Annotated in this window: 19 protein-coding genes, 1 tRNA gene and 1 pseudogene; 10 read left to right on the top strand and 11 right to left on the bottom strand. The window is 45.7% G+C overall.

Annotated elements, in window-relative coordinates:
* The first annotated feature begins 19 nt into the window (after positions 1–19).
* Together ACLGGO_RS04810 and rfbB are read left to right on the top strand one after the other, a co-directional pair.
* The gene (locus ACLGGO_RS04810) at positions 20–1,357 is read left to right on the top strand and encodes a TonB family protein (RefSeq protein WP_446418458.1); all 1,338 of its coding nucleotides are present in this window, start codon (positions 20–22) and stop codon (positions 1,355–1,357) included.
* Positions 1,358–1,482: 125 nt separating this feature from the next.
* Complete coding sequence (gene rfbB / locus ACLGGO_RS04805) at positions 1,483–2,556, top strand: dTDP-glucose 4,6-dehydratase (protein WP_446339154.1); 1,074 nt, start codon at positions 1,483–1,485, stop codon at positions 2,554–2,556.
* A gap of 179 nt (positions 2,557–2,735) precedes the next feature.
* Here rfbB and ACLGGO_RS04800 read toward each other — a convergent pair whose 3' ends face one another.
* Positions 2,736–3,017 carry a tetratricopeptide repeat protein gene (locus ACLGGO_RS04800; RefSeq protein ID WP_446418457.1) on the bottom strand — a complete coding sequence of 94 codons (282 nt, stop codon included), beginning with the start codon at positions 3,015–3,017 and terminating at the stop codon, positions 2,736–2,738.
* A 327-nt stretch (positions 3,018–3,344) separates the two neighbouring features.
* Here ACLGGO_RS04800 and ACLGGO_RS04795 point away from each other — a divergent pair, with 327 nt between their 5' ends.
* From ACLGGO_RS04795 to ACLGGO_RS04785, 3 genes and pseudogenes are all read left to right on the top strand, one after another.
* Complete coding sequence (locus ACLGGO_RS04795) at positions 3,345–6,143, top strand: UPF0182 family membrane protein (RefSeq protein WP_446418456.1); 2,799 nt, start codon at positions 3,345–3,347, stop codon at positions 6,141–6,143.
* A 217-nt stretch (positions 6,144–6,360) separates the two neighbouring features.
* A pseudogene (locus ACLGGO_RS04790) lies at positions 6,361–6,516 on the top strand (element excision factor XisI family protein); the annotation flags it as partial.
* Between the two features lie 114 nt (positions 6,517–6,630).
* Positions 6,631–7,527 carry a GerMN domain-containing protein gene (locus ACLGGO_RS04785; RefSeq protein WP_446418455.1) on the top strand — a complete coding sequence of 299 codons (897 nt, stop codon included), beginning with the start codon at positions 6,631–6,633 and terminating at the stop codon, positions 7,525–7,527.
* A gap of 173 nt (positions 7,528–7,700) precedes the next feature.
* On the opposite strand, the gene ACLGGO_RS04780 is transcribed toward ACLGGO_RS04785, so the two are convergent.
* Positions 7,701–8,189 (bottom strand): hypothetical protein, encoded by a 489-nt coding sequence (locus tag ACLGGO_RS04780; protein WP_446418454.1) that lies wholly within the window; start codon positions 8,187–8,189, stop codon positions 7,701–7,703.
* Positions 8,190–8,633: 444 nt separating this feature from the next.
* The gene (locus tag ACLGGO_RS04775; RefSeq protein WP_446418453.1) at positions 8,634–9,599 is read right to left on the bottom strand and encodes a YdcF family protein; all 966 of its coding nucleotides are present in this window, start codon (positions 9,597–9,599) and stop codon (positions 8,634–8,636) included.
* 479 nt (positions 9,600–10,078) lie between these two features.
* Here ACLGGO_RS04775 and galE point away from each other — a divergent pair, with 479 nt between their 5' ends.
* From galE to ACLGGO_RS04760, 3 genes are all read left to right on the top strand, one after another.
* A complete protein-coding gene (gene galE, locus ACLGGO_RS04770; RefSeq protein WP_446339160.1) occupies positions 10,079–11,077 on the top strand; it encodes a UDP-glucose 4-epimerase GalE in 999 nt (332 codons plus the stop codon).
* A 166-nt stretch (positions 11,078–11,243) separates the two neighbouring features.
* A complete protein-coding gene (locus tag ACLGGO_RS04765; RefSeq protein ID WP_446418452.1) occupies positions 11,244–11,621 on the top strand; it encodes a hypothetical protein in 378 nt (125 codons plus the stop codon).
* A gap of 38 nt (positions 11,622–11,659) precedes the next feature.
* Complete coding sequence (locus tag ACLGGO_RS04760; RefSeq protein WP_446418451.1) at positions 11,660–12,184, top strand: hypothetical protein; 525 nt, start codon at positions 11,660–11,662, stop codon at positions 12,182–12,184.
* Positions 12,185–12,271: 87 nt separating this feature from the next.
* On the opposite strand, the gene ACLGGO_RS04755 is transcribed toward ACLGGO_RS04760, so the two are convergent.
* Positions 12,272–12,343, bottom strand: a tRNA-Gly gene (locus ACLGGO_RS04755).
* Positions 12,344–13,360: 1,017 nt separating this feature from the next.
* Here ACLGGO_RS04755 and ACLGGO_RS04750 point away from each other — a divergent pair.
* Both ACLGGO_RS04750 and ACLGGO_RS04745 read left to right on the top strand, forming a co-directional pair.
* Positions 13,361–14,236, top strand: a complete 876-nt coding sequence (locus ACLGGO_RS04750; protein ID WP_446339163.1) for an Npun_R2479 family HD domain-containing metalloprotein — start codon at positions 13,361–13,363, stop codon at positions 14,234–14,236.
* A gap of 10 nt (positions 14,237–14,246) precedes the next feature.
* Positions 14,247–15,362, top strand: coding sequence for an ABC transporter permease (locus ACLGGO_RS04745; protein WP_446418450.1), 1,116 nt, complete (start codon positions 14,247–14,249; stop codon positions 15,360–15,362).
* Here the strand turns inward: ACLGGO_RS04745 and ACLGGO_RS04740 are convergent.
* The 7 genes from ACLGGO_RS04740 to ACLGGO_RS04710 form a co-directional block, all read right to left on the bottom strand.
* Positions 15,304–16,317 (bottom strand): LysR substrate-binding domain-containing protein, encoded by a 1,014-nt coding sequence (locus ACLGGO_RS04740; protein ID WP_446339184.1) that lies wholly within the window; start codon positions 16,315–16,317, stop codon positions 15,304–15,306. The two genes, ACLGGO_RS04745 and ACLGGO_RS04740, sit on opposite strands and share 59 nt — an antisense overlap.
* A gap of 260 nt (positions 16,318–16,577) precedes the next feature.
* Positions 16,578–17,357: a BMC domain-containing protein gene (locus ACLGGO_RS04735; protein ID WP_446339165.1), complete on the bottom strand. Its 780-nt coding sequence runs from the start codon at positions 17,355–17,357 to the stop codon at positions 16,578–16,580.
* A 135-nt stretch (positions 17,358–17,492) separates the two neighbouring features.
* Complete coding sequence (locus tag ACLGGO_RS04730; RefSeq protein ID WP_446418449.1) at positions 17,493–18,071, bottom strand: hypothetical protein; 579 nt, start codon at positions 18,069–18,071, stop codon at positions 17,493–17,495.
* Positions 18,072–18,348: 277 nt separating this feature from the next.
* Positions 18,349–20,058 carry a ribulose bisphosphate carboxylase small subunit gene (locus ACLGGO_RS04725; protein ID WP_446339167.1) on the bottom strand — a complete coding sequence of 570 codons (1,710 nt, stop codon included), beginning with the start codon at positions 20,056–20,058 and terminating at the stop codon, positions 18,349–18,351.
* A 271-nt stretch (positions 20,059–20,329) separates the two neighbouring features.
* Complete coding sequence (locus tag ACLGGO_RS04720; protein WP_446339168.1) at positions 20,330–20,632, bottom strand: EutN/CcmL family microcompartment protein; 303 nt, start codon at positions 20,630–20,632, stop codon at positions 20,330–20,332.
* Positions 20,633–20,760: 128 nt separating this feature from the next.
* Positions 20,761–21,102, bottom strand: a complete 342-nt coding sequence (locus ACLGGO_RS04715; RefSeq protein WP_446339169.1) for a carbon dioxide-concentrating mechanism protein CcmK — start codon at positions 21,100–21,102, stop codon at positions 20,761–20,763.
* Positions 21,103–21,188: 86 nt separating this feature from the next.
* On the bottom strand, positions 21,189–21,500 hold the full coding sequence (locus tag ACLGGO_RS04710) for a carbon dioxide-concentrating mechanism protein CcmK (protein WP_446339170.1): 312 nt from the start codon (positions 21,498–21,500) through the stop codon (positions 21,189–21,191).
* Positions 21,501–21,878 lie beyond the last annotated feature (378 nt).

Raw genomic sequence — 21,878 nt, 5'->3', positions numbered from 1 at the left:
CGAGAGAACGATAACAGCTATGTCTAATCTCTTAATTAAAACTGTCTCAGAGAAACTCAATCAGCCAACTGGTATTGCTGTAATCGCATCGGTTGGTATTCATGTCGTCTTGGGGCTAACCTTACCCTTTTATGTACCAGTTTTTTCTAGTGAAGCGCCTCCGACTCGGCGCACTGTACAACTGTTGGAATTAACTGAAGCGGATTTAAGTCGCTTACCTGATCTTTCGGTGCCAACTTTGCCCCCGTATATTTATCAGCAGACACCATTAACATCGCCATTCCCACCTCTGCCACCTCTGCCCACCCAAGATTCTTTGCCCCTCGATGGCAACATTTCAATGACGCCCCCTCCACAATCGTTAAGAATTCCGTCATCATCGATAAGCCGGAAACCCATAAGAACGATTGCGCCCGGAAGTCAACCGAGTACTCCATTTCCACCCTTGAGGAGAAATTTAGGAATCCCGGTTTTTGGCAACCAACTTCCTTCATCGCCTCCCCTAGGAGCAACAAACCCAGACTCTATATCCTCAGAATCAGAGCCTCAGCCTAGTATTGATCGTCTGGCACGATCACCCAATCACGAGTCAAGTGATCATGCAAGATCTCAACCACCGGAATCCCCCCCAGAGCAAGTTGCTACTAATCAAGATCCCAATCCCCCAGCCAATGAAAACCCTCCAACCCCCGATCCGGAAGAACCTGCATCAGAATCAGGCGATCCCATAGCGGATAAACAGCCTGAGCAAGCCGAAGATAGCACTCGCGCTGAAGGGGATAAAGTAGAACTTCCGCCCGTACTCCAAAGAACATTAATTGCTTCCTATCCCAAAGACGCTTGCCAGAAGCAGCTTAACGGCACAGCCATTTATAGCGTCGTTGTCGGCGCTGATGGCAAACCGACGAATTTACAACCGATTCGACGGGCTGGTGATCCCATTCTCGATCAAAAAGCACAGGAGCAAATTAACGCTCAGCGTTTTCTAAATCGCACGGAACAGCCGCAGGAATACCGGGTATCTGTCCAGTTTTTCGGTCAAGAAAAAGTTTGCCCGAAGCCAACACCTCCAGAAGCCTCGAATCAAAATCCTGAGCGTTCTAATTCCCCAACGCCCCAACCCGTGAATCCGGAGACGTCTGAGGAATCGAATTCTAATAACTCTCCCTCTTCCAATCAGGAAACGTCTGATCGTGATCCGGTCAATTCTGGACAACAATCACCATCACAAACAACCTCAGAGTCCGATCCGAAAAAAGTCAAACCGGAAGAGTCAGCCAATCCCCAACCATCACCGGAGGAGACACCCGAAGCCTCAAAGCCAGTTGATAATTCGGTTATTGTACCGACACTCTAGCTTAAGATGGCCATTCGCTATCAATTTTTGATCGGTCTAATGCTTGATCCCTAACAGGATGTTAAGATGATCGACGGTTAGAACTGTCCCCTCCAAGATTACAGCAAAAAGGAACTCAAGTTATTATGCCTTCAAGAGAACCTCGCCGCATACTTATAACAGGTGGAGCGGGGTTTATTGGCTCCAACTTCGTCCATCACTGGTGCGATCGCTATCCCCAGGATCGGGTGATTGTCCTCGATTTGCTCAGTTACGCCGGTAATCGTCGTAATCTCGATTCAGTCGAGGGACGAGACAATTTTCGGTTTGTACCGGGAGATATTTGCGATCGCACTCTTGTTGATGCTTTACTCCGCACTGAGGCAATTGATACAGTTGCCCACTTTGCGGCTGAATCCCATGTTGACCGCTCAATTTTGGGACCCGAAGCATTTGTCAGAACCAATGTTTTAGGTACGTCCACTCTCTTGGAAGCCTTTCGCCAGCATTGGAAAAAGCGGGGAAGTTTGGATAGCGATCGCTTTCTCCATGTCTCTACGGATGAAGTATACGGCAGCTTAGAGCCAGATGACCCTTTGTTTAGTGAAACGACGCCGTATCAGCCAAACAGTCCCTACGCCGCTTCTAAAGCAGGTAGTGATCACATCGTCCGTGCTTATCATCATACCTACGGCGTACCGACGCTAATTACCAATTGCTCGAACAACTATGGTCCCTATCAGTTTCCTGAAAAGCTGATTCCTCTGATGTGCATTAACATCATGCTGGGTCAACCGTTACCCGTTTATGGGGATGGACAGCAGGTGCGAGATTGGCTTTATGTCAACGATCATTGTCAGGCGATCGATTTAGTCATTCACCAAGGGATTCCTGGCGAAACCTATAACATTGGCGGTAATAACCAAATCAAAAACCTGGATTTGGTACAGATGGTTTGCCAGCTTATGGATGAATTAGCCTCAGATTTGCCGGTTTATCCAAGTAAAGACTTAATCTCCTTGGTCAAAGATAGACCCGGACATGATCGCCGATACGGGATTGATGCTCGCAAAATTAAAGCAAAATTGGGTTGGACGCCTAAAGAAACCATTGAAGGAGGATTACGTAGCACCGTTGAATGGTATTTGACTCATCGTGATTGGTGGGAACCCCTGCTTTCTAAGGAGTATCAAGATTATTACCGACAAATTTATGGTTAAATCAGCCTCCATTATGTATGAATCAATTCACTTGAAGGGGGATTACCTCGCACCGTTGAATGGTATTTAATCCATCGGGATTGGTGGGAACCTTTGCTGTCGAAGGAGTACAAAGATTACCTAAACCTATATCAATCGTAGGGGTACGGCAATGCCGTACCCTTACCGTATGTACCTCTTTACGGCTGAATCTGTTGAATTTGGTCAAGAGATGATTGATAAAGCGTCATGTCGCCCTGTTGTCTAGATAAATCTGCTGCCTTTTGGAAATCCGCGATCGCTGCTTCTTTTTTACCTAATTGAACATGGGTAAATCCGCAATGATAATAGGCTGAGGTGTAGTTAGGATTAATTTCAATCGCTTGGTTAAGATCAGTGAGGGCTTGTTGAATATTTCCTTGTTGCAGATGAACAAAACCACGCTTTGAGTAAAAAATATCAATTCTATGAGAAATTGACATTTTTATTGATACTTGATTGGTAACTTGGTTTCCTTCTTAGAACTAACACAGTGTAAGGATGTGACAACTGAATCACCCTAATAAAATTTTTATACCGTTTGTTAGAGGAAAAAATTATGTCTCTTCACTATAATGGAAAGCTCTAATATCTTAGCAGTGAGTTGATAATCTCATGCTGAAGAAGAATGGCACTGGCGTTAGAGTCCGTAGTTGGCACGCTTCGTGCCATCAGCCCTAAAGCGCTTACTACGAACTTAGGTTAGTCCGTAACATTCGTGTTAGGGTTGGATTATGGCTTACGGATTCCGGTGAGTTAATTAAAAAAATATGAAATCAGCCAATAAAATTATCATAGGCTTTCTATTAGTCGTCATCATCGGCTTACCCTTCTCTCACACCCTGGCTCACATTCTTACAGAAGCCTGGTGGTTTGATTCCGTTAACTTTTCAGATGTATTCTGGACGCGGATCACCTGGAAAATTATGGCTTGGGTGGGGACATTTATTATTTACGGACTATTCTTGTGGTTTAACTATTGGATGGCGCAGCGTCTAACTCGCGATCGCGCGTTTCGTTTCCTAGAGGGTAGTGATTTAGCTCCCTATACCGATACTATAGCCAATTCCGCCGCCCTGGTTGTAACGTTCCTTGTCAGTTTAGCCGCCGCCACAGCTAGTGCATCAGCTTGGGAGACAATATTAAAATACCTGAATGCCACAGATTTTAATCTGACTGACCCCATTTATCAACAAAATATTGGTTTTTACCTGTTTCAGTTTCCTTTCTATGAAGGGCTAAAAGATTGGTTATTGAATCTTTTGTTCTGGGGGTTTGGATTATCCGTTGCTGTTTATGTTTTAAAAGGTAAAATAAGGTTAGATCGTTACTGGCAAAATTTCATAACCAAAGACGTAAAAACTCACCTCAGTCTACTGTTAGCAGGGATTGCCCTAGTTGTCGCGATCGGCTTCTGGCTAGAACGCTATGAATTACTCTACACAACCGATGGTGTCGTCTATGGTGCTGGGTATACCGATGATCATGCTCAGCGTCTGGCATTCTGGATTATGAGCATTGTATCACTAATGCTAGGCTTGTCGTTTATCCTGGCAATTTGGCAAAACAATATTACCTTACCCACCTACGGAATCGGGATTTATCTCATTGCTTGGCTCGTTTTCAGTGGTCTTTTTCCCTGGTTTCAACAACGATTTATTGTCGAACCCAATGAGTTAGAAAAAGAAAAACCCTACATTGAACATAATATCGCCTATACTCGCAAGGCTTACGCTTTAGACGAAGTACCAACACAAGACTATCCAGCGGAAGAACAATTAAGTCGCCAAGCGTTACAAGAGAACCAATCTACGATTCGTAACATTCGCTTGTGGGACTATAGACCTTTATTGAGTACCTATCGCCAACTGCAAGAAATTCGTCTTTACTATCGCTTCAATGATGTCGATGTTGATCGTTATACCATTGACGATAACTATAGACAAGTCATGCTCTCACCACGGGAACTATTGTATTCTCAAGTTCCCGATCGCGCTCAGACTTGGGTCAACCAAAGGCTAAAATATACCCATGGCTATGGTTTGGTAATGAGTCCAGTCAATGTCGTCACAGAGGATGGCTTACCTGAACTGTTTATCCAAGATATTCCACCGATTTCCCAAATCGATCTCCAAGTGAATGAATCCGCCATTTACTACGGCGAAGAAACCGATAACTATATCTTTACAGGTACAAATACCCAAGAATTTGATTATCCCCGTGGCGATGAAAATGCCTTCACCACCTACGACGGGAAAGGTGGTGTACCAATCCCTTCTTTTTGGCAGCGATTGGCGTATGCTTATGATTTGGGCGATCTCAAAATTTTAATTTCCAATTACTTTATCAACACCTCCCGCATTCATTACCACCGCCAGATTAAGGAACGGGTGAACCAAGTTGCACCTTTTTTGCGGTTTGATAATGACCCCTACATTACCCTAATTAATGGTAGATTACACTGGATCATCGATGCCTATACCGTTAGCGATCGCTATCCTTATTCTGAACCCGTTTCCCAAAGTCATAATGCAAACGCCATATTCCAAGGCGGGAATATCGCCCAAATGTCCCAAGGCGATATCAATTATATTCGCAACTCCGTTAAGGTAGTCGTTGATGCGTTTAATGGCACAATGCAGTTTTTTATCATTGATGAGGATGACCCTGTACTGACAACATACCGCAAAATATTCCCCACATTGTTTACCGCCAAGGAGGCTATTCCAGCAGATGTAAAAGCTCATTTTCGCTATCCCCTGGATCTGTTCACCATTCAGGCGCAGATGTATCTGTCTTACCACATGAATAATCCCCAAGTCTTTTACAACCGGGAGGATTTGTGGCGTTTTCCGACAGAAATCTATGAAGGGAATGAGCGGATCATGGAGCCTTACTATGTGATCATGCGCTTACCCGAAGAGTCGAGGGAAGAATTTATTCTAATTCTGCCCTTTACACCCGTCAATAAAGATAACATGATTGCTTGGATGGCAGCGCGTTCTGATGGGGAAAATTACGGCAAATTGCTTTTGTACGAATTCCCTAAACAAGAACTTGTCTATGGTCCTTCACAAATTGAAGCTCGCATTGACCAAAATCCGCAAATTTCCCAAGAATTAACCCTATGGAGTCAGGAAGGTTCGCGGGTAATTCGCGGCGATTTATTAGTGATTCCCATTGATCAATCATTACTTTACGTCGAACCCATTTATCTGCGAGCCGAACAAGGGGAACTTCCGGAATTGAAGCGCGTGATTGTTGCTTATGCTAAAGAAGTGGTCATGGAGGAAACCTTAGAGCAAGCCTTAGCTACTATCTTTGGTGGAACTCAACCAGAGGTGCAACAACCTACTTCTGCTCCACCATCTGCTCCACCAAAAGAAGGAGTTTCTAAACTCGCCCAATCTGCTTTAGAAACTTATCAAAAAGCACAGGAAGCCATGCGTCAAGGCAATTGGGAAAAATATGGTCAATATCAACAAGAACTAGAAAGCATCTTGCAGCAATTGAACCAAACCCCAAAATCAGCACCTGATCTGAGAAAATCAGCAGGCGAGCCAAATTAATCCTAGTGAAAAAAAGCAGAAGTATCAGACTTTTCACGGTATTTGGGGCAATGTGTGTAGGGGCGGGTTTCACTACTATCTTTTCGGTTGTATCCAGATGTGACTAAACCCGCCCCGACTCAGGTTTCTAGACTTCCCGTGAAAAGTCAGAGAAGTATAGCTGCTGCCATCAAGCTTGCGGCATACTGAGAGGAGGTGAACACAATTAAAGTTAACGATTGATATTATTGGTAATAAAGTGTGGATTCAACGAGATGGAACGGAAGATGGAATTGCACTAGATTTGGAAAATGCGGGAATTCCGAAAGATCATATTGTATTGGGGTTTAAACCTCCTGAAGTACGTCCAATGACTGGCTATGCGGTTACTTGACGGAACCAGGACTTTAAAAACATTATCAGAACAATAGTATTACTTTAGCAAGATGAATAAAATTGAATTGACTTTGATCATAAAACAGTAGGCGACTAAGGAGCGACTGACTTTATGAATCGGAGTAAAATCAATTTGAAACACCAATCCCTATTGATGAGTGCTGTCTTGGCGCTATCCTTCACCACCGCAGCGACTAAGGAAGCCCAGAGTACCTCAATAACCCCTCCAGAGAACTCTCCAGCCACCTCACAATCGCAAATTAGCCAAAATGCAGATGATCTCAGGCAAATTCAAGTCTTTTTACCCAAGCCTTCCGCCAACAATCAAACGATAGGCTACGTTGAACCTGTTAACCGAGCCACATCCCGCGTCGATGTTGCCGAATTTGCAATTGAGCAAATTATTCAAGGACCAACGTCCGCCGAAAAAGAGCAAGGATTTACTAATATAGTTGACTTCCGAGGCGAATCCACCTGTGGGAAAAACTTTACTATTAATATCTCCAATGGAATTGCCCAACTCCAATTTTGTCGGACAGTCCCTACGGCTGGAATTGGCGAAGATGCGGTAATCCAAAAAGCGGTAACCAACACACTAAAACAGTTTAATAGTGTTGATCAAGTGGTTATTTTCAACAAGAACGGCGACTGCTTTAAAGATATGAGTGGTAAAAATGCCTGCTTAAATTCCATTGAAGGTGTCGTATGGCGACCCGTTCCTGGGACTAAAGCCTCGTCTGGGGGTGAATTAGGTAGGGTCAATCCCCAACCTTGGGAAGTCGGGATTAATACCATTAGTCGTAATGGAGACGCGATTAACTTTGATGTGAACGCCAATGGCAAATATGTCAGATATTCGGGGAATTGCCAACGCGAGTTGTTATCTAGAATTAAAGTTGGCGATGTGGAAAATGGTCAAGTAACGGATACTATGTCCGTGGATGAAAACTATTTTAAAGCTAACCGATTTCAAGAACCCGTTTTAGACTATGCTTGCACCCATAGTTAGTCTAGTGGGACTGCTGTTACTCCGGATAGAAAAAAGCTCCCGCATCCTCTGGCTTCCCCCTTTTTAAGGGGGACGGGAGGGGGATCTAAAGGGGGACGGAAGGGGGATCTAAAGCGGAAAAGAACCACGGCGATTTTTATTGCCGTATTCTGTCCATTTATATACTTAAAACCTTAAATAAAACTCATTTGAAATTTATCAATTTTGTTTTCAATTTTTTGAACAAGCTGCTGGCAGTAATCTAAAGCTGCTCTCGCCTGAGCCTGTTCTATATTATTAATATCCAAGGAAAGTTGGACTTTTTCCTCAGGGGTATTTGCTCCAGTTATAAGTGCATAACCCACCCAGTTTCTATATCTCAAGTAATTCTCATAATCTATTTGTATAGCATAACATAGCAAGATTTCCTGCATTTTTTGCAATTCTTGAGAAACTTGAACATTAACTTTTTGTTTGCCAAATTCATCCTGAACAATAAATCCGTCAAATTCTTCAAGGCTGGAAGCCTCATTGGGTTGCAGTTCTAAAATAATTCCTTTGGCAAAGCTGATCGTCAAGTCAAGAGAAGCTGTAGCATAACTAATTGCCTGTATTAATTTGCCATCATCAAAAAAAAATTCAGCAACCTCTAAAAGGTCTCTGTGTTCTTTGAGCGTTTCCATAATCGATGAGAAATAGTTGGGCATTCAACATTTAACCTCCAGTGTCTGGCTCACTGAGTTGACTTGTCATCGACCTTAGGTTATATAATGTTTCAGCTTATCCGCCAAATTATCGAATTATCCATAAAGTATCGAATGATAGGGGAAATGGGGAAGGGGAGTTAATTCTGGCACTAGAACATAAGTTCAGTAATCGAATCAGTATGCACCCATCAATAGAAACTGTCACATTTTCGATTAAACAGATAACCTAAACTGCCAAATATTTCAGGTTATGACTTATTACTTCTTTTGACAGCTACCTGGGATAACGCCAGCTAAAACTCTAGATTGGGGCAGGTTTCTCCGCATCTGGATGAGGGAAGAAATGATAGAAACCCACCCCTACTTTCGGAAAAACGCAGCACTTCCCCTCCTCACGGATTTTTCCGATTCTTGAAAGGGTTAAATAATGGTGGGAGTTTGCCAACCGCGCAAATAATAGTAAACCGAAGTGTAAAATTCCTCCACAATTTGCGTCGTGATAGCCAGTGATTCTACAGAGGGGATAAAGGATGCAATCCACTGGTCAACTGTGGATCTTGAACCCGGTTGAACAGTAAAGAAGCCAGTCGGTTTAGCAATGACATTGGTTAAACCGACACTTCTAAACACCTGTTGAGCGCGACGGCTGTTATAGGCTGAAGTAACCAGAAAAACGCGATTGTCCGCTATTCCGCGATCGCGTAAAATATCCTCAACCTCTTCGGCGCTGGTGCGGAGATTAGTCCCTGTCGGTTCAACCACAATCCGAGTTTGGGGAACCCCAAACTGAACCAGTAAGGCGCGGATATCATTGGCTTCGACAATTTGCTCTTGAGTTCCTTGCAGGTTAGGTCGAGGACCAGCACTAACCACGACTAAAGGGTTATTCCCCGATTGTCGATACAGTTGAGCCGCATATAGAATGCGATCGCCCGTATCGGTAAGTTGAATTTGGGTTCGAGGTGGTTCATCAGGTTGGGTGGTTCCTTGTCCGAGTACCACAATCGCTGAGGCGGTTTGAGCCCCTGCCGCTTCAGGTGTAACCACTGCTTGTTCTGTAGTCGCCGCCAACAGGTTCGAGAAAAAAGGCGTGCTGGCTATAAGTAAGATTAGTAAGGCTGCCAAAACCTGGTTCTTTGACTTCTCCAGCCCTTGGCGCAGGGCAAAACTCAACAGCACAATGGTCGCACCAACAGGCTTTAAGGGAAACGAGAGAACCTCCCAAATCGTTGATACCACATCATTGTTGGGAGAGAAAAACGCCACAACAATGAAGCCAAACAGAAATAAACCCCCAAGCAAGGTAAAATACTCCTTGGGGATTACCTTCTTAAACAGGTTGTAAAGAATAACTGCAATCAGCAGCCAAAGTAGGACTCGAGTCAATAGTAAAAACATTGTGTTTTGAGGGTGTAACGTTTTGATGGTGAGCGAGGAATTGTGACGGGTTCGTCTGACTCCCCAAAATAACCATTAACAAGTTAGGGGGGATTGGGATCAAGTTTTGTGTAACGTATCACCTAGGGAGAACCACGGTTCAAACTACCCTAACACGGGCATTATAGTTCCATTTCGGACAGTCAAACTTATGCAAACCTGTCAACTACCTACTTTGGGTTTGAGCAACCCCTGCGTAGAACGCAATTGTGTGCTTTTGTCCACAAGAGGGGTATAAGGTAAGAGAACTCTGGGAGCGAGGAGTTCTAAGAGCAGGGGGAGAATTCCCCTATTCCCCAATCCCCTCCTCACTAATCACCACTCCCCAATTTCGAGGCAGTTTTGAGCAAAATTGCTTCTCAGGCAAAGACAAAGAGGAAAAATATTTGTAAAGTTAGTCTATAAAAAGAAACAGGGGCAGTTTGAGTGTGTCGCAAGTCCAACCCGAAATTCTAGTAACTGGCGGAGCTGGCTACATCGGCTCTCACACAGTCTTAGCCCTACAACGGGCAGGTTATAACGTCGTTGTACTGGATAACCTGGTTTGTGGACATCGAGAATTCGTAGAAGAGATCCTGAAAGCAAAATTGGTGATCGGGGATGTGGGCGATCGCACCCTGTTAGACCAAATCTTCGCCACCCACAACATTGCTGCTGTACTCCACTTTGCCGCCTATATTGCCGTGGGTGAGTCGGTTACCTACCCCGCCAAGTACTACCGCAATAACGTCAGTGGCACTCTGACCCTCTTAGAAGCCATGGTCGCCGCTGATGTGAAAACCTTAGTGTTTCCATCCACCTGTGCTGTCTACGGGATGCCTCAGCACGTACCAATGACGGAAGACCATCCTCAAAATCCGATCAATCCCTATGCGACGAGTAAGTGGATGATGGAGCGCATGTTAGCCGACTTTGATCGCGCTTATAATTTACGTTCAATTGTGTTTCGCTTCTTCAACGCGGCTGGGGCGAATCCTGAAGGACTACTGGGTGAAGACCATTATCCAGAAACCCATCTGATTCCCTTAGTCCTGTGGACAGCATTAGGCAAACGAGACTCGATCGCTATTTGGGGAACAGACTACTCCACCCCAGACGGAACCTGCTTGCGGGACTATATTCACGTCAGCGACTTGGCAGATGCCCATATCTTGGGGCTAGAGTATTTGTTAGGTGGCGGTAAGAGTGAAATCTTTAATTTAGGCAGTGGCAACGGTTTCTCCGTGCGACAGGTGATTGAAACAGCAAGGCAAGTCACCCAAAAAGAGATTAAAATCATTGAGTGCGATCGCCGCCCTGGTGATGCACCCATTTTGGTCGGTAGTAGCGACAAGGCGAGAAAAATTCTGGGTTGGTCTGCCAAATACCCGGAGCTAAGTAAAATTATCAGCGATGCTTGGCAGTGGCATCAACGGCGTCATCATTAGTACAGTATGGACAACCTAATCGCCGATGTCCGCAAGTGAAGCGTCGAAAACGCAGTTCTACAGGGCTGGATGCTCAAATACAGCCCTCAATGAAGTAGGGCTGGGTAGTTCATCTGCTATTTTCTAAGAAACTCGGAGTTCACGTCAGTTTTTTGAAGCAGAAGCAGTGAAACAATTATCGGTGAATAGAAACACCCAGACTGGAAAGGCTAAAAACAACCTCAACTCTACCAACAAAGGGACTCTTTCCCTGGAAGCTCGAATCAGCCGCTTGGAATCCATTGTTGGACAAATTGGTGAGGCGGTGCTTGCCACAACTGAGACTATTGACCGTCTCGGAAAGCGGGTTGATGCTTTGGCTGTGCAGGTACAACACCAAGGGCATCAAGTTCAACAACAGGGTTACCAACTCTTCGCTTTGAGTGATGCGGTGCAAACCTTAGCCGAAAATCAAAATGAGTCACTCGCAGAACTTGGACAACTCACGGAAACACTCCAACGCCTTGCTGCTGCCATCGAAGCTCAGCAGAAGTCAGTAAGCTAGAAGTAGCGTTACAATTTTGGACGGCTTAATCCTAAATTATGAGCGTTTCTCAAACGACATCGACGTGCCAGTCGAGAAAAAATGGACAACATCCCCCAGGGAAACCCAGAGCATTTATGTATTGTCCTCAGCGAAATTTCCTCAGGCTCTTTGTCACGGCTGTGATTAGCCTATTAGCGGTAAGCTGTGGTCAGAGCAAGGTTTCTCAGTGTAACCAAATGATTCAGGTAGCGAATCAGGCGGTTAGTGATGCCAAAGTTGTGACCAATGGTGTTCAAGAGGAAAATCCGCAAGCCGAGGCAATGCGACAAGCGGCGGCGGTCATGGATAAGGCATCTACAGAAATGAACGCGATAGACGTAACCGATGAGACGTTACAGGACTATCAAACCAGTTTCTCTAATATGTATCGCGATACAAGTCAAGCTATGCGTGATTTCGCCGTGGCGTTTGAGCAGAAAGACCGCCAAGCGGCGGAAGCGGCAGAGATGAATTTGCAGCAAGCAACGACCCCAGAAAAGCAATTAGTTGATAATCTTAATGCTTACTGCTCCGGTGATTGACACTCATGAACACGTTGCCATAGTTTCTTTTTGCTGCGCGGCACGACTTAATGCCGGAAAAGCTTGATATGATTAGGTTTTAGACAAAGCGGGTGATGGGACTCGAACCCACGACATCCAGCTTGGGAAGCTGACGTTCTACCACTGAACTACACCCGCAAGTAGCTCTCAACGAGAACCTACAGAATATTATATCATTGATACTGCTTTTAAAAACCCGAAAAAATGTCCCTAAAACTGGAACAATCGGACAAAACTTAGCAGTGTATGTTTATACCCGCGTTCATCCCAAGTGCGTCAAGAGCTTCCCTGTAGAGGGTTGACCAAGGACTCCCAACGAATCAAGCTATTAAGCTAGGTTTTCTTCAAATCAAGCCAATCGCCACACACATAAGGAAAATTTATCACCTTATGTACGGGAGAGCCAACTCGATCACTACATTATTATTTTTTATTCGTGATTTTAAATAATTTTCAATTTGAACTTGCAATTGCTGATAAAAATCAAGAGTATATTCTAGCAATTTTATTTGGTACTTTATTTGGTACTGTCTTGATGTTCGGGTTGCTTTAAAAGCTTCTGATTTTCCACCTCTAGAATCAATGTATTTTGTTGTCATCAGTGGTGTGATTTTATTATATTAGCCTGGATTTTCGCAGTTCAAGATCGCTATCTCCTCTTTTATCGAACAGGCACACCTCACACATCAACAAGATCTGGATTCCTTGCTTACCCTAGGCTTTCAGACTTTTAACAAAGCTCAGATTATGACCGTCTAACCGTCTAAAGGATATATTCAGAGTACTAGGCAACTAAAGTAGGGGCTTGGCATACCAAATCCCTACTCGGCTGAAACGCCTTGCTCGGTTTCATCCCTCGGATAGATCCTTCGCCAGCTCAGGACGAAGGCTTTCACCATCGCCTTCTATAAATTTGTCTTATATCTGCCTGCTTCTGGACACAAAAGCTGAACCCGAATGGTACTGACTGAAGCTTGGTGGGCAATGCCCACCCTACGGAATATCAAGTTTTGGCGATGGCAAATGACCAAAAACACTCTGAGGTTGTGAATCTTTAGATGGCAATCAGCCTAATTTCGTTGCATCCTGTAAAGTATAGAGTTGTAACTGTTCCATCAATCCTCAAACCATTGCACTCCGCAGGGATTACCCAGGATGTTTAACGCAACAGAAATTCTCATAAACTCATTTGTCCAAAGACTCCGGGAAGGCTACCACCGGACTTATGGAGGGCTGAAAACTGACTATGAGGACATTATTGCTTGGGCAGGCAGTATGGCAATGGAAAATATTGCCAACAGCGACGCCCTCTATCATAATGTCGAGCATTCTATCCTCGTCACCTTAGTGGGTCAGGAGATTCTCCGAGGCAAGCATATCCGTGAAGGTGGCGTCACTCCAGAAGATTGGTTGCACTTTATCATTTCTCTGGTTTGCCACGACATTGGCTATGTTAAAGGAGTCTGTCGTCAGGATCGCGAAACTGAACGACTGTACGCGACGGGCAAACATGGTGAGATGGTGCATCTGCCCCCTGGCGCTACCGATGCATCCCTAACGCCTCATCATGTTGATCGGGCGAAACTGTTTATTGATGAGCGATTTGGCGGTCACAAACTGATTGACGCTGAACTGATTAAGCTCAATATTGAACTGACTCGTTTCCCGGTTCCCAAAGAAGGGGATCATCGAGATACCCTGAACTATCCCGGTTTGATTCGTGCCTCTGACTTAATTGGTCAGCTTTCTGATCCCCGCTATCTCAAGAAAATTAGTTCTCTATATTACGAGTTTGAAGAAACAGGTGTCAATCAAGCCTTAGGATATGAGCATCCTGGTGACCTTCGCGCTGGTTATTCTCGGTTTTACTGGAATGGAGTGTTTCCTTTTATTCAGGAAGCTCTGCGTTACCTTTCCCTAACTCAAGAGGGTAAGCAAATCACCGCCAACCTCTACTCCAACGTGTTTGTGGTGGAACACGAAAAGAACGAAGAAGAACACCGACAACTCGCACAACAGCTTCACTCTTAACCCCTAACCTATGAACTGGTGGCAAAAACTGAAAAAGAACCCCCTAGCTCGGTTTGGCGCGATCGTGCTATTGATTTTCTACATTGCCGTGATTGCGGCTGATTTTGTAGCCCCTTATGACCCTTATGTCTCCCAACCGAATGGTTCCCTGTTGCCACCAACCCAAGTCTATTGGCGCACTCCTGAGGGCAGGTTTATTGGTCCACACGTCTATCCAACCACCCAAGGACCAACGGATTTAGAGACAGGGGAACGAGAACTCATTGTGGATTGGCAAAATCCATCCCCCATCCGCTTATTTGTTCAAGGTTCGGCTTACCAGTTTCTCCAACTTCGTTTCCCCTTACCCCCCAACTTTGAAGAGGTGGAGATCTTTGGCGGAATTCCGATGAATTTGCACTTATTCGGTACGATTGGTGAAGGTAAACTGAATCTATTAGGTACTGATGAGCAAGGTCGCGATCAATTTAGTCGTTTGGTGCATGGAGGGCGCATTAGTCTCAGTATCGGTTTAGTGGGAATTGCGATCTCTTTTCCTCTGGGTTTAATCGTTGGTGGAATTTCTGGCTATTTCGGGGGGTGGCTCGATGGCATTCTTATGCGCCTAGTTGAAGTTATGATGACGATTCCCACCCTATACCTACTCGTGGCGCTGGCTTCCGTGTTACCACCAGGACTAACCAGCGCCCAACGATTTTTATTAATTGTTTTGATTACGTCGTTTATTGGCTGGGCTGGATTAGCACGGGTGATTCGCGGACAGGTTTTGTCGATTAAAGAACGAGAATTTGTCCAAGCCTCCCAAGCCATGGGGGCTAAGCCGCTATACATTATTGTGCGTCATGTTCTGCCCCAAACAGCGACTTATGTGATTATCTCGGCGACTCTGGCTGTACCTAGTTTTATTGTGGCGGAGTCGGTGCTAAGTTTAATCGGTCTGGGAATTCAGCAACCTGACCCCTCTTGGGGAAATTTGCTGTCCTTGGCAACCAATGCTTCGATTTTGGTGCTACAACCCTGGTTAATTTGGCCCCCCGCCGTACTGATTATTTTGACGGTTTTAGCCTTTAACTTGCTGGGGGATGGTCTACGGGATGCCCTTGATCCTCGGAGTCTGCAGCGCTAGGGGGAGGGTTTCCATTAGATGGTATTTGTGCCGAGGTTCGGCGTGGGGCAGTTTTTTGGGCAAAGTCTTTGCCTTCCGTGAGCAGATAGTCGAGAAATGTGCGAGCGACAATGGAGAGTTGTTTGCCGTTTGGGTAAACGGCATACCAGTATCGTTCAATTGGGAATTCTTCGACATCTAAAATCGTCAGTTCATTGCAGATGCCTTCTAATGCTAGGGTGTGACGGGATAAAACCGAAATACCCAACCCTCCCGCGATCGCTTGTTTAATCGCTTCGTTGCTGCCCAAGTCAAGCTGCACTTTTAGGGTAATATCACGGGCATCGAAGAGTTCTTGCACCGCCTTGCGCGTTCCTGACCCCGGTTCTCTCATAATAAAGGGTTCATCCCCCAAGCGCTCCAGGGGAATATTGGTTTCATTGGCTAAGGGATGATCCGCAGGCGCAATCACGACCAGGGGATTTTCCATGATGGCTTCGTAGGTAATATCCAGATAGTCTGGTAGTTGACTCATGACATACAAGTCATCAGCATTGTCATTTAGACGACCAATGATGTGTTCGTGATTGGTCACCTGTAGCGACACATCGATTCCTGGATAACGCCGACAAAATGGACCGAGTAACCGGGGAATAAAATATTTGGCTGTTGTGATCACAGCAACCCGCAAACGTCCCTGTTTCAACCCTTGCAGGTCAGCGACTGTCATCTCAAATTTTTCTAAATTCTCAAATATGGCACGGCAGGTCTTGACGAGTTCCTCTCCGGCTTGGGTAAGATAGAGACGTTTGCCTACTTGGTCAAATAAGGAAACACCAACTGCTCGGGTAAGCTGTTTCACCTGCATTGACACGGTGGGTTGGGTGAGAAATAGTTCTTCGGCAGCACGAGTAAAGCTATTATGTCGAGCAACGGCTTCAAATACTTTGAGCTGATGCAGCGTGGCTTGCTTCAACGATAACTCCTCCTTAGGCGAATAATGCATAGATTATAGTCTATGATTTATATTAAAACAATGTATTTTTACCTATGGTAACTCTGGGTTAAGATTTCAAATAACACCAAACAAGTGACAGTCTTCCTTCCATCTCGCGTTGCCCCCTAACCCAGTTGTATGTTCAGGAATAAGCGGTTTGGTTTTAGCCTGTACCCTACAGGAAGCTTAATCCTGTCATCGTTGGCATTGGGTGCAACGCTTTTTTTATCGGTCAAACATCACAAGTCAAGTTCTTTAGTCGGCGCGGGCAATTTATTTAAATCAGGGAGTTCGACTAATTCTTTCTGTGTTTCTTTGACCTCGACAGGCAATCTTAGAGGTTCGGGCGTCTGTTCCTCTTCAATGAAGTAACTTGCCAAGGGTAGGGCTTGTTCGAGATCCTCTAGGGGTCGAGTAATCACGGTAACAGCAACCAGTTCCCCAATCCGTTGTGCTTCTGCCATCCCCACTTGCAGCGCCATGGCGACTTCCGCCACCCGACCCCGGATAATAACAGTACATAAGCCCGCGCCAATGGTTTCGTATCCCGTCAGTTCTACATTTGCTGATTTGAGCATAGCATCCGCTGCACCAACGATCGCGGGAAAGCCTCGGGTTTCTAAAAGTCCCAGAGCTTGGGAACTATGGCGCGATCGCGTCGGCTGTTGCGCCTCTTCCAACAAATGAGAGCCAAGGGGTAAGACAACCTCTAAGTTCGGAAATGGTCGAGGAATCACCAGAGAGGACAGTAACCGACCTTCTCGTTTAGCATGTTCAACCCCAGCTTGCACCGCAATCCGCACTTCTGCTGTAGCGCCGCGCACAATTGCTGTACAATGACCACTGCCAATTTTCTCAAATCCTACCAACGTCACTCCAGACGCCTTGAGCATCGCATCAGCCGTACTCACAATCACAGGGAAACTGAGCGTAGACACCAAACCCAAAGAGGAGTTACGAAAGCGATTACGTTGAGTAGAGGGGGCGTGGGGGACAATCCCAGGGTTGTATGACTCCATAGCTCGGCTCTCCATTTCGTTGTTGGCTGTTAAGTGTTGCCTCTCATCCAGTCTAAGAAACCCAACACCTTAACCCTAACAACTTATCGGTATGACCCATCTGTGCGCTGATCTTAAACTACAAAGACGTGCAAATTATTGATGGTAGGGAAATAGAGTTTTGAGAATCCGGTCTACACTCCCTTGTCCGTAGACTGACTTTTCCTCCTGGAAGTTGGCAGATTCAGGTTTCTCCTCCGTCGTGGACTCACTAGATGCTATCTGTGAATCAACGGGCGGCTTGACCTCCTGCTGTTTAGGAGGAGATGGAGGAGATGGGATCACCGCTTCTGGAGGATTGGGGCTAACCGGAGGAGTCGCACTTAAGGATACATCAGCAACTTGACGCCCTGAATCGCCAATGACAGACGCTGCGGGAACAACTTGTAATCGCTCAATCGAAGCATTCCAAATCGTAGTCAATGGACCGACACAGGCATTTGCCCCAATTTTACCCTGACCCACGACCAACACACCAGCACCCAGACTAGCTCCGGTTTCTACCTCTAAGGTTCCTTGGTAAGCGTGAATAACTGAACCAGCCCCAATACAAACACCCGCCCCGATAATAATTTTACTCTCAGGATTAGCCCGTAAAATTACTCCCGATGAGATCACAGCACTCGGATCAATAGTTACATCACCTTGAACATAGACATGAGAGTTACTGCTCAATGTTAGTGGCAGGGGCAAATGCATTTTATATTTATAGACATTATAAACGTGAAGATAATCAAGTCAATAGAATCAGAAGTTTCTCGATTGTAAAACAGGCAATTTCGGATTACCTCTCCTGCCAAAGAAAGGGATTGAGGATTAAAGATTGTCAATTTATAATTGAACAATTCCGGAGAAAGAATCCCTAGGAAATCTTACCCTATCTCAAATCCCCAATCGAAAATAACCCTTTCTCGGCAAGCGGACTTCTAACAGTTACTGAGGTAATGGTTGCTCACTCTGGCTTTTGAATCAGGGTTTCCAAAACACGCCGCTTGGCTTTTGGATCAATGCCAATCAGACGTACATATTCTCCACTATGTTCAGCCATACAGCCTTCTAACCCCTCAATCACCTCAGAAACCTGATTGGATTCGATAGGAGAACAGCTTTGCCAGGAACTGGTGCGGAAGCGACGCTTGTCAGCGTGTTCGGTACCAATTTTGTAGCCCTGAGCTAACAAACCCCGGACTTGATCAATCGCCTCTCGGCTCAAAGAGGTGTCTCCTAGTGATACAGAATCCGGTTTTGCGGGTGCGGATACCGGAGTGCTGGTGCTGGCGCGGCGACCATTGGAGGATACCGATGTCCCTGTTGTCAAGGCTTTACTATCAGGTCGTTGAATAATTTCTTGCATCACCCGTCGTTTCGCATTGGGGTCAATCCCAATCAAGCGCACGTACTCACCCTCATGTTCGGCTAAGCACTCGGTAATCGCCGCCATCACCTCCGATTTCCGAGTCGATTGAATCGACATCGCGCTTTTCCAGGAACTGGTGCGGAAGCGCCGCTCATCGGCATATTCTAAGCCAATCCCATAACCTTGAGCGACCAGTCCCGCCACCGTTTGCTGAAGATCAGACTCTAATTGGGGTTGTGAACTGGAAACTTGACGGTTTTTGCTCGCCGCAGGTTGACTATAACGATAACTCGAAGACGCTTTAGAGGGGGTGGACTTGGATGGTTGATCACCTGGTCTTTGGATAATTTCTTCCATCACCCGCCGTTTGACTTTCGGGTCAATCCCAATCAGGCGCACGTACTCACCCTCATGTTCGGCTAAGCAATCGCTCAGAGCATCGAGTACCTCTGATTCTCGATCTGAGTGAATCGCGATCGCACTTTTCCAGGAACTCGTCCGAAAGCGCCGCTCATCTGCATATTCGGCACCAATCCGATATCCTTGAGCTAACAGTTGACGAATTTGTTTCTGAAGGTCTGAACTTATGGCTGTATAGGAAGGCATGGAACTATAAGAATAATTTGAAGAACGACGAGAAGATTGATTTCCATTTTCGGTATCCGACTCAGACGGCTGAACCCTCTCATTGCGAATTGGCGCAATACAAGCTTCATCCTCTGCACACTGATACCCCGATCGCAATGCCTCATTACATGCGATAAGATGGTGAGCAAACGTGAGATCCTCCTGTTGGACATCGGGCAGTCGATCCGCTTGCTGCTGGTTATTAATCACTGCTCCAGAAGGTACATATTTCCCCGGCGGAATTTCCACATCTTGCACCAAGGCATGCATCATAACGATACAGCCATGACCGACGCGAGCATTAAACACGGTGGAGCGAAAGCCAATAAAGCAATCATCTCCAATGAAAGCTGGACCATGAATTAGGCATAGATGAGTGATAGAGGTATTCTTGCCAATCCAGACCGAGTAGGATTTTTGGTCATCTCCCATCACTCGCCCATCTTCTAAGCCATGAATCACCACTCCATCTTGAATATTCGAGCCAGCGGCAATGTAAAATGGTCCACCTTCGTCTGCTCGAATGGAAGTCCCCGGAGAAATCAGGACATTTTCGGCGATTTTGACATCTCCGATAATGTTAGAAAACGAATGGACGTAGGCACTTTCGTGAATTTGGGGTTCCGCCAAACTTTTTGACCAAGGGGTCGGGGGTGCCGCGTAGCTACGAACTACCATGATAATATTTTCCTGCCTTTGACAACGTATATCAACGTTTTGTTTTCTGGGATTGAACCAAGAGCATTTCATCCAAATTGCTCATCCAAATCCCTTGGATGTCTGCCCAAATGGGAAGATAAAGATCGTAGAATACTTATTGGGTTTCCCCGCCAAATCAGGGTTTGGGTCCTCTGTTTGGCGGTTAGTAATCTTAGACCGACAAGTGAGTCCGACTCAGAGCTTGCTCGTAATTGGTGTTAACGATTTCGGATTACCTTCTCACCCCACACTATCGATATTGATCTTTCTTACTGTAGAGAATGTGATTATCTACACTAACCGTGTCGATAATCCCCACTACCATAGCATCAATAGGACGCTTATCACTTTCACCCACCTGACGTGCTGCGCTGCCACAACTCACCAAAACCCACTCATCCGTACCCGCACCGACGATATCTGCTGCCACTTCGTAGTTGGGTAGAGGTTTACCCTCCTCGTCTATAAACTGTACTAAGAGAAATTTTACACCTCTTAGGCTAGGTTCTTTACAAGAGCTGACCACTGTACCCCGCACTCTGGCAATTTGCATTTATCCTCCACTGCTGGGATTTTGGATAGTTGGATTTTGGCAGATTGAGTTTCGGCCCTCAAGGGAGATAGTCTTGCGGCTCCCCCAATTCCCAATCAGCCTTTCCCATTCTTTATACTTAAGGATAATTAAGGACGGTTAAGCGGACGGATAGCATTGGTGCTTTCCCGGAACTGTTCCACGTCTTCAGTGTACCGAATCGGCAGCACGTACTCTAGGTTTTCATGGGGACGGGCGATAATGTGAGTGGATAGAACCTGACCCCCATTGACGCGCTTGACGTTCTCTACACCAGCGGCGACGGAGGCTTGGACTTCCGAGACATCGCCCCGAACGATAACCGTTACCCGACCACTACCAATTTTTTCATACCCGACTAAGGTGACGCGGGCGGCTTTTACCATGGCGTCAGCGGCTTCGACGACAGCCGGAAAGCCAAGGGTTTCTACCATTCCAACGGCGATTGACATAAACGTTTCTCCAAAATCTAGGGGTTTGTCTGTTTTGACGCCTAAGCAGCGCCAGGATTTAGCCCAATCTAAGCGTAGAGGTATCGCTAATAGGCTCGGAATTGTTCCACGGCTTCGCTATATCGAATCGGTAGGACATATTCCAAGTTTTCGTGGGGACGGGCAATGATGTGGGTTGATACGACTTCACCCCCATTGACCCGATTAGCCGCTTCTACGCCAGCGGCGACGGAGGCTTGGACTTCTGAGACATCGCCCCGAACAATCACCGTGACCCGCGCACTGCCAATTTTTTCATACCCCACTAAGGTGACACGGGCGGCTTTCACCATGGCATCAGCGGCTTCGACGACAGCCGGAAAGCCTTTTGTCTCAATCATTCCTACAGCAATTGGCACGTTGATTTTCTCCTTGCAACTACGTTGACGATGAGTCAGCCCATCCCGGTTGGGCAAAAATTTGGACGGGAATGCCGAATTCTAGCCATAAATTACTAGCCAAAATCAAGCATAGAGAAGCTTGGCACAATTGACAATATAAATTATTATGATAATTCTTAATCAAACTGTTTAATAAAACTTAACGTTAGCGCGATAATAATCGAGAGGTTAGGCAAAATTCTCAGCTTTTGCCAAAAGTTGGCTTTGTTTTATAATTTTTTGATAATCTTTCTATAAGTTGAATGATTTATTTCCAGGCGTCGTGGTAATCACCTCATCTCAAGCTGGGGCAACGGGTTAGGACAGAAGAACCGAAGCAGGGAGAGAAGGTCAAGC

The organism is Coleofasciculus sp. (genome assembly GCF_046565525.1).
Classification (GTDB): domain Bacteria; phylum Cyanobacteriota; class Cyanobacteriia; order Cyanobacteriales; family Coleofasciculaceae; genus Coleofasciculus.
This window is presented reverse-complemented; position numbering and strand designations above follow the sequence as displayed.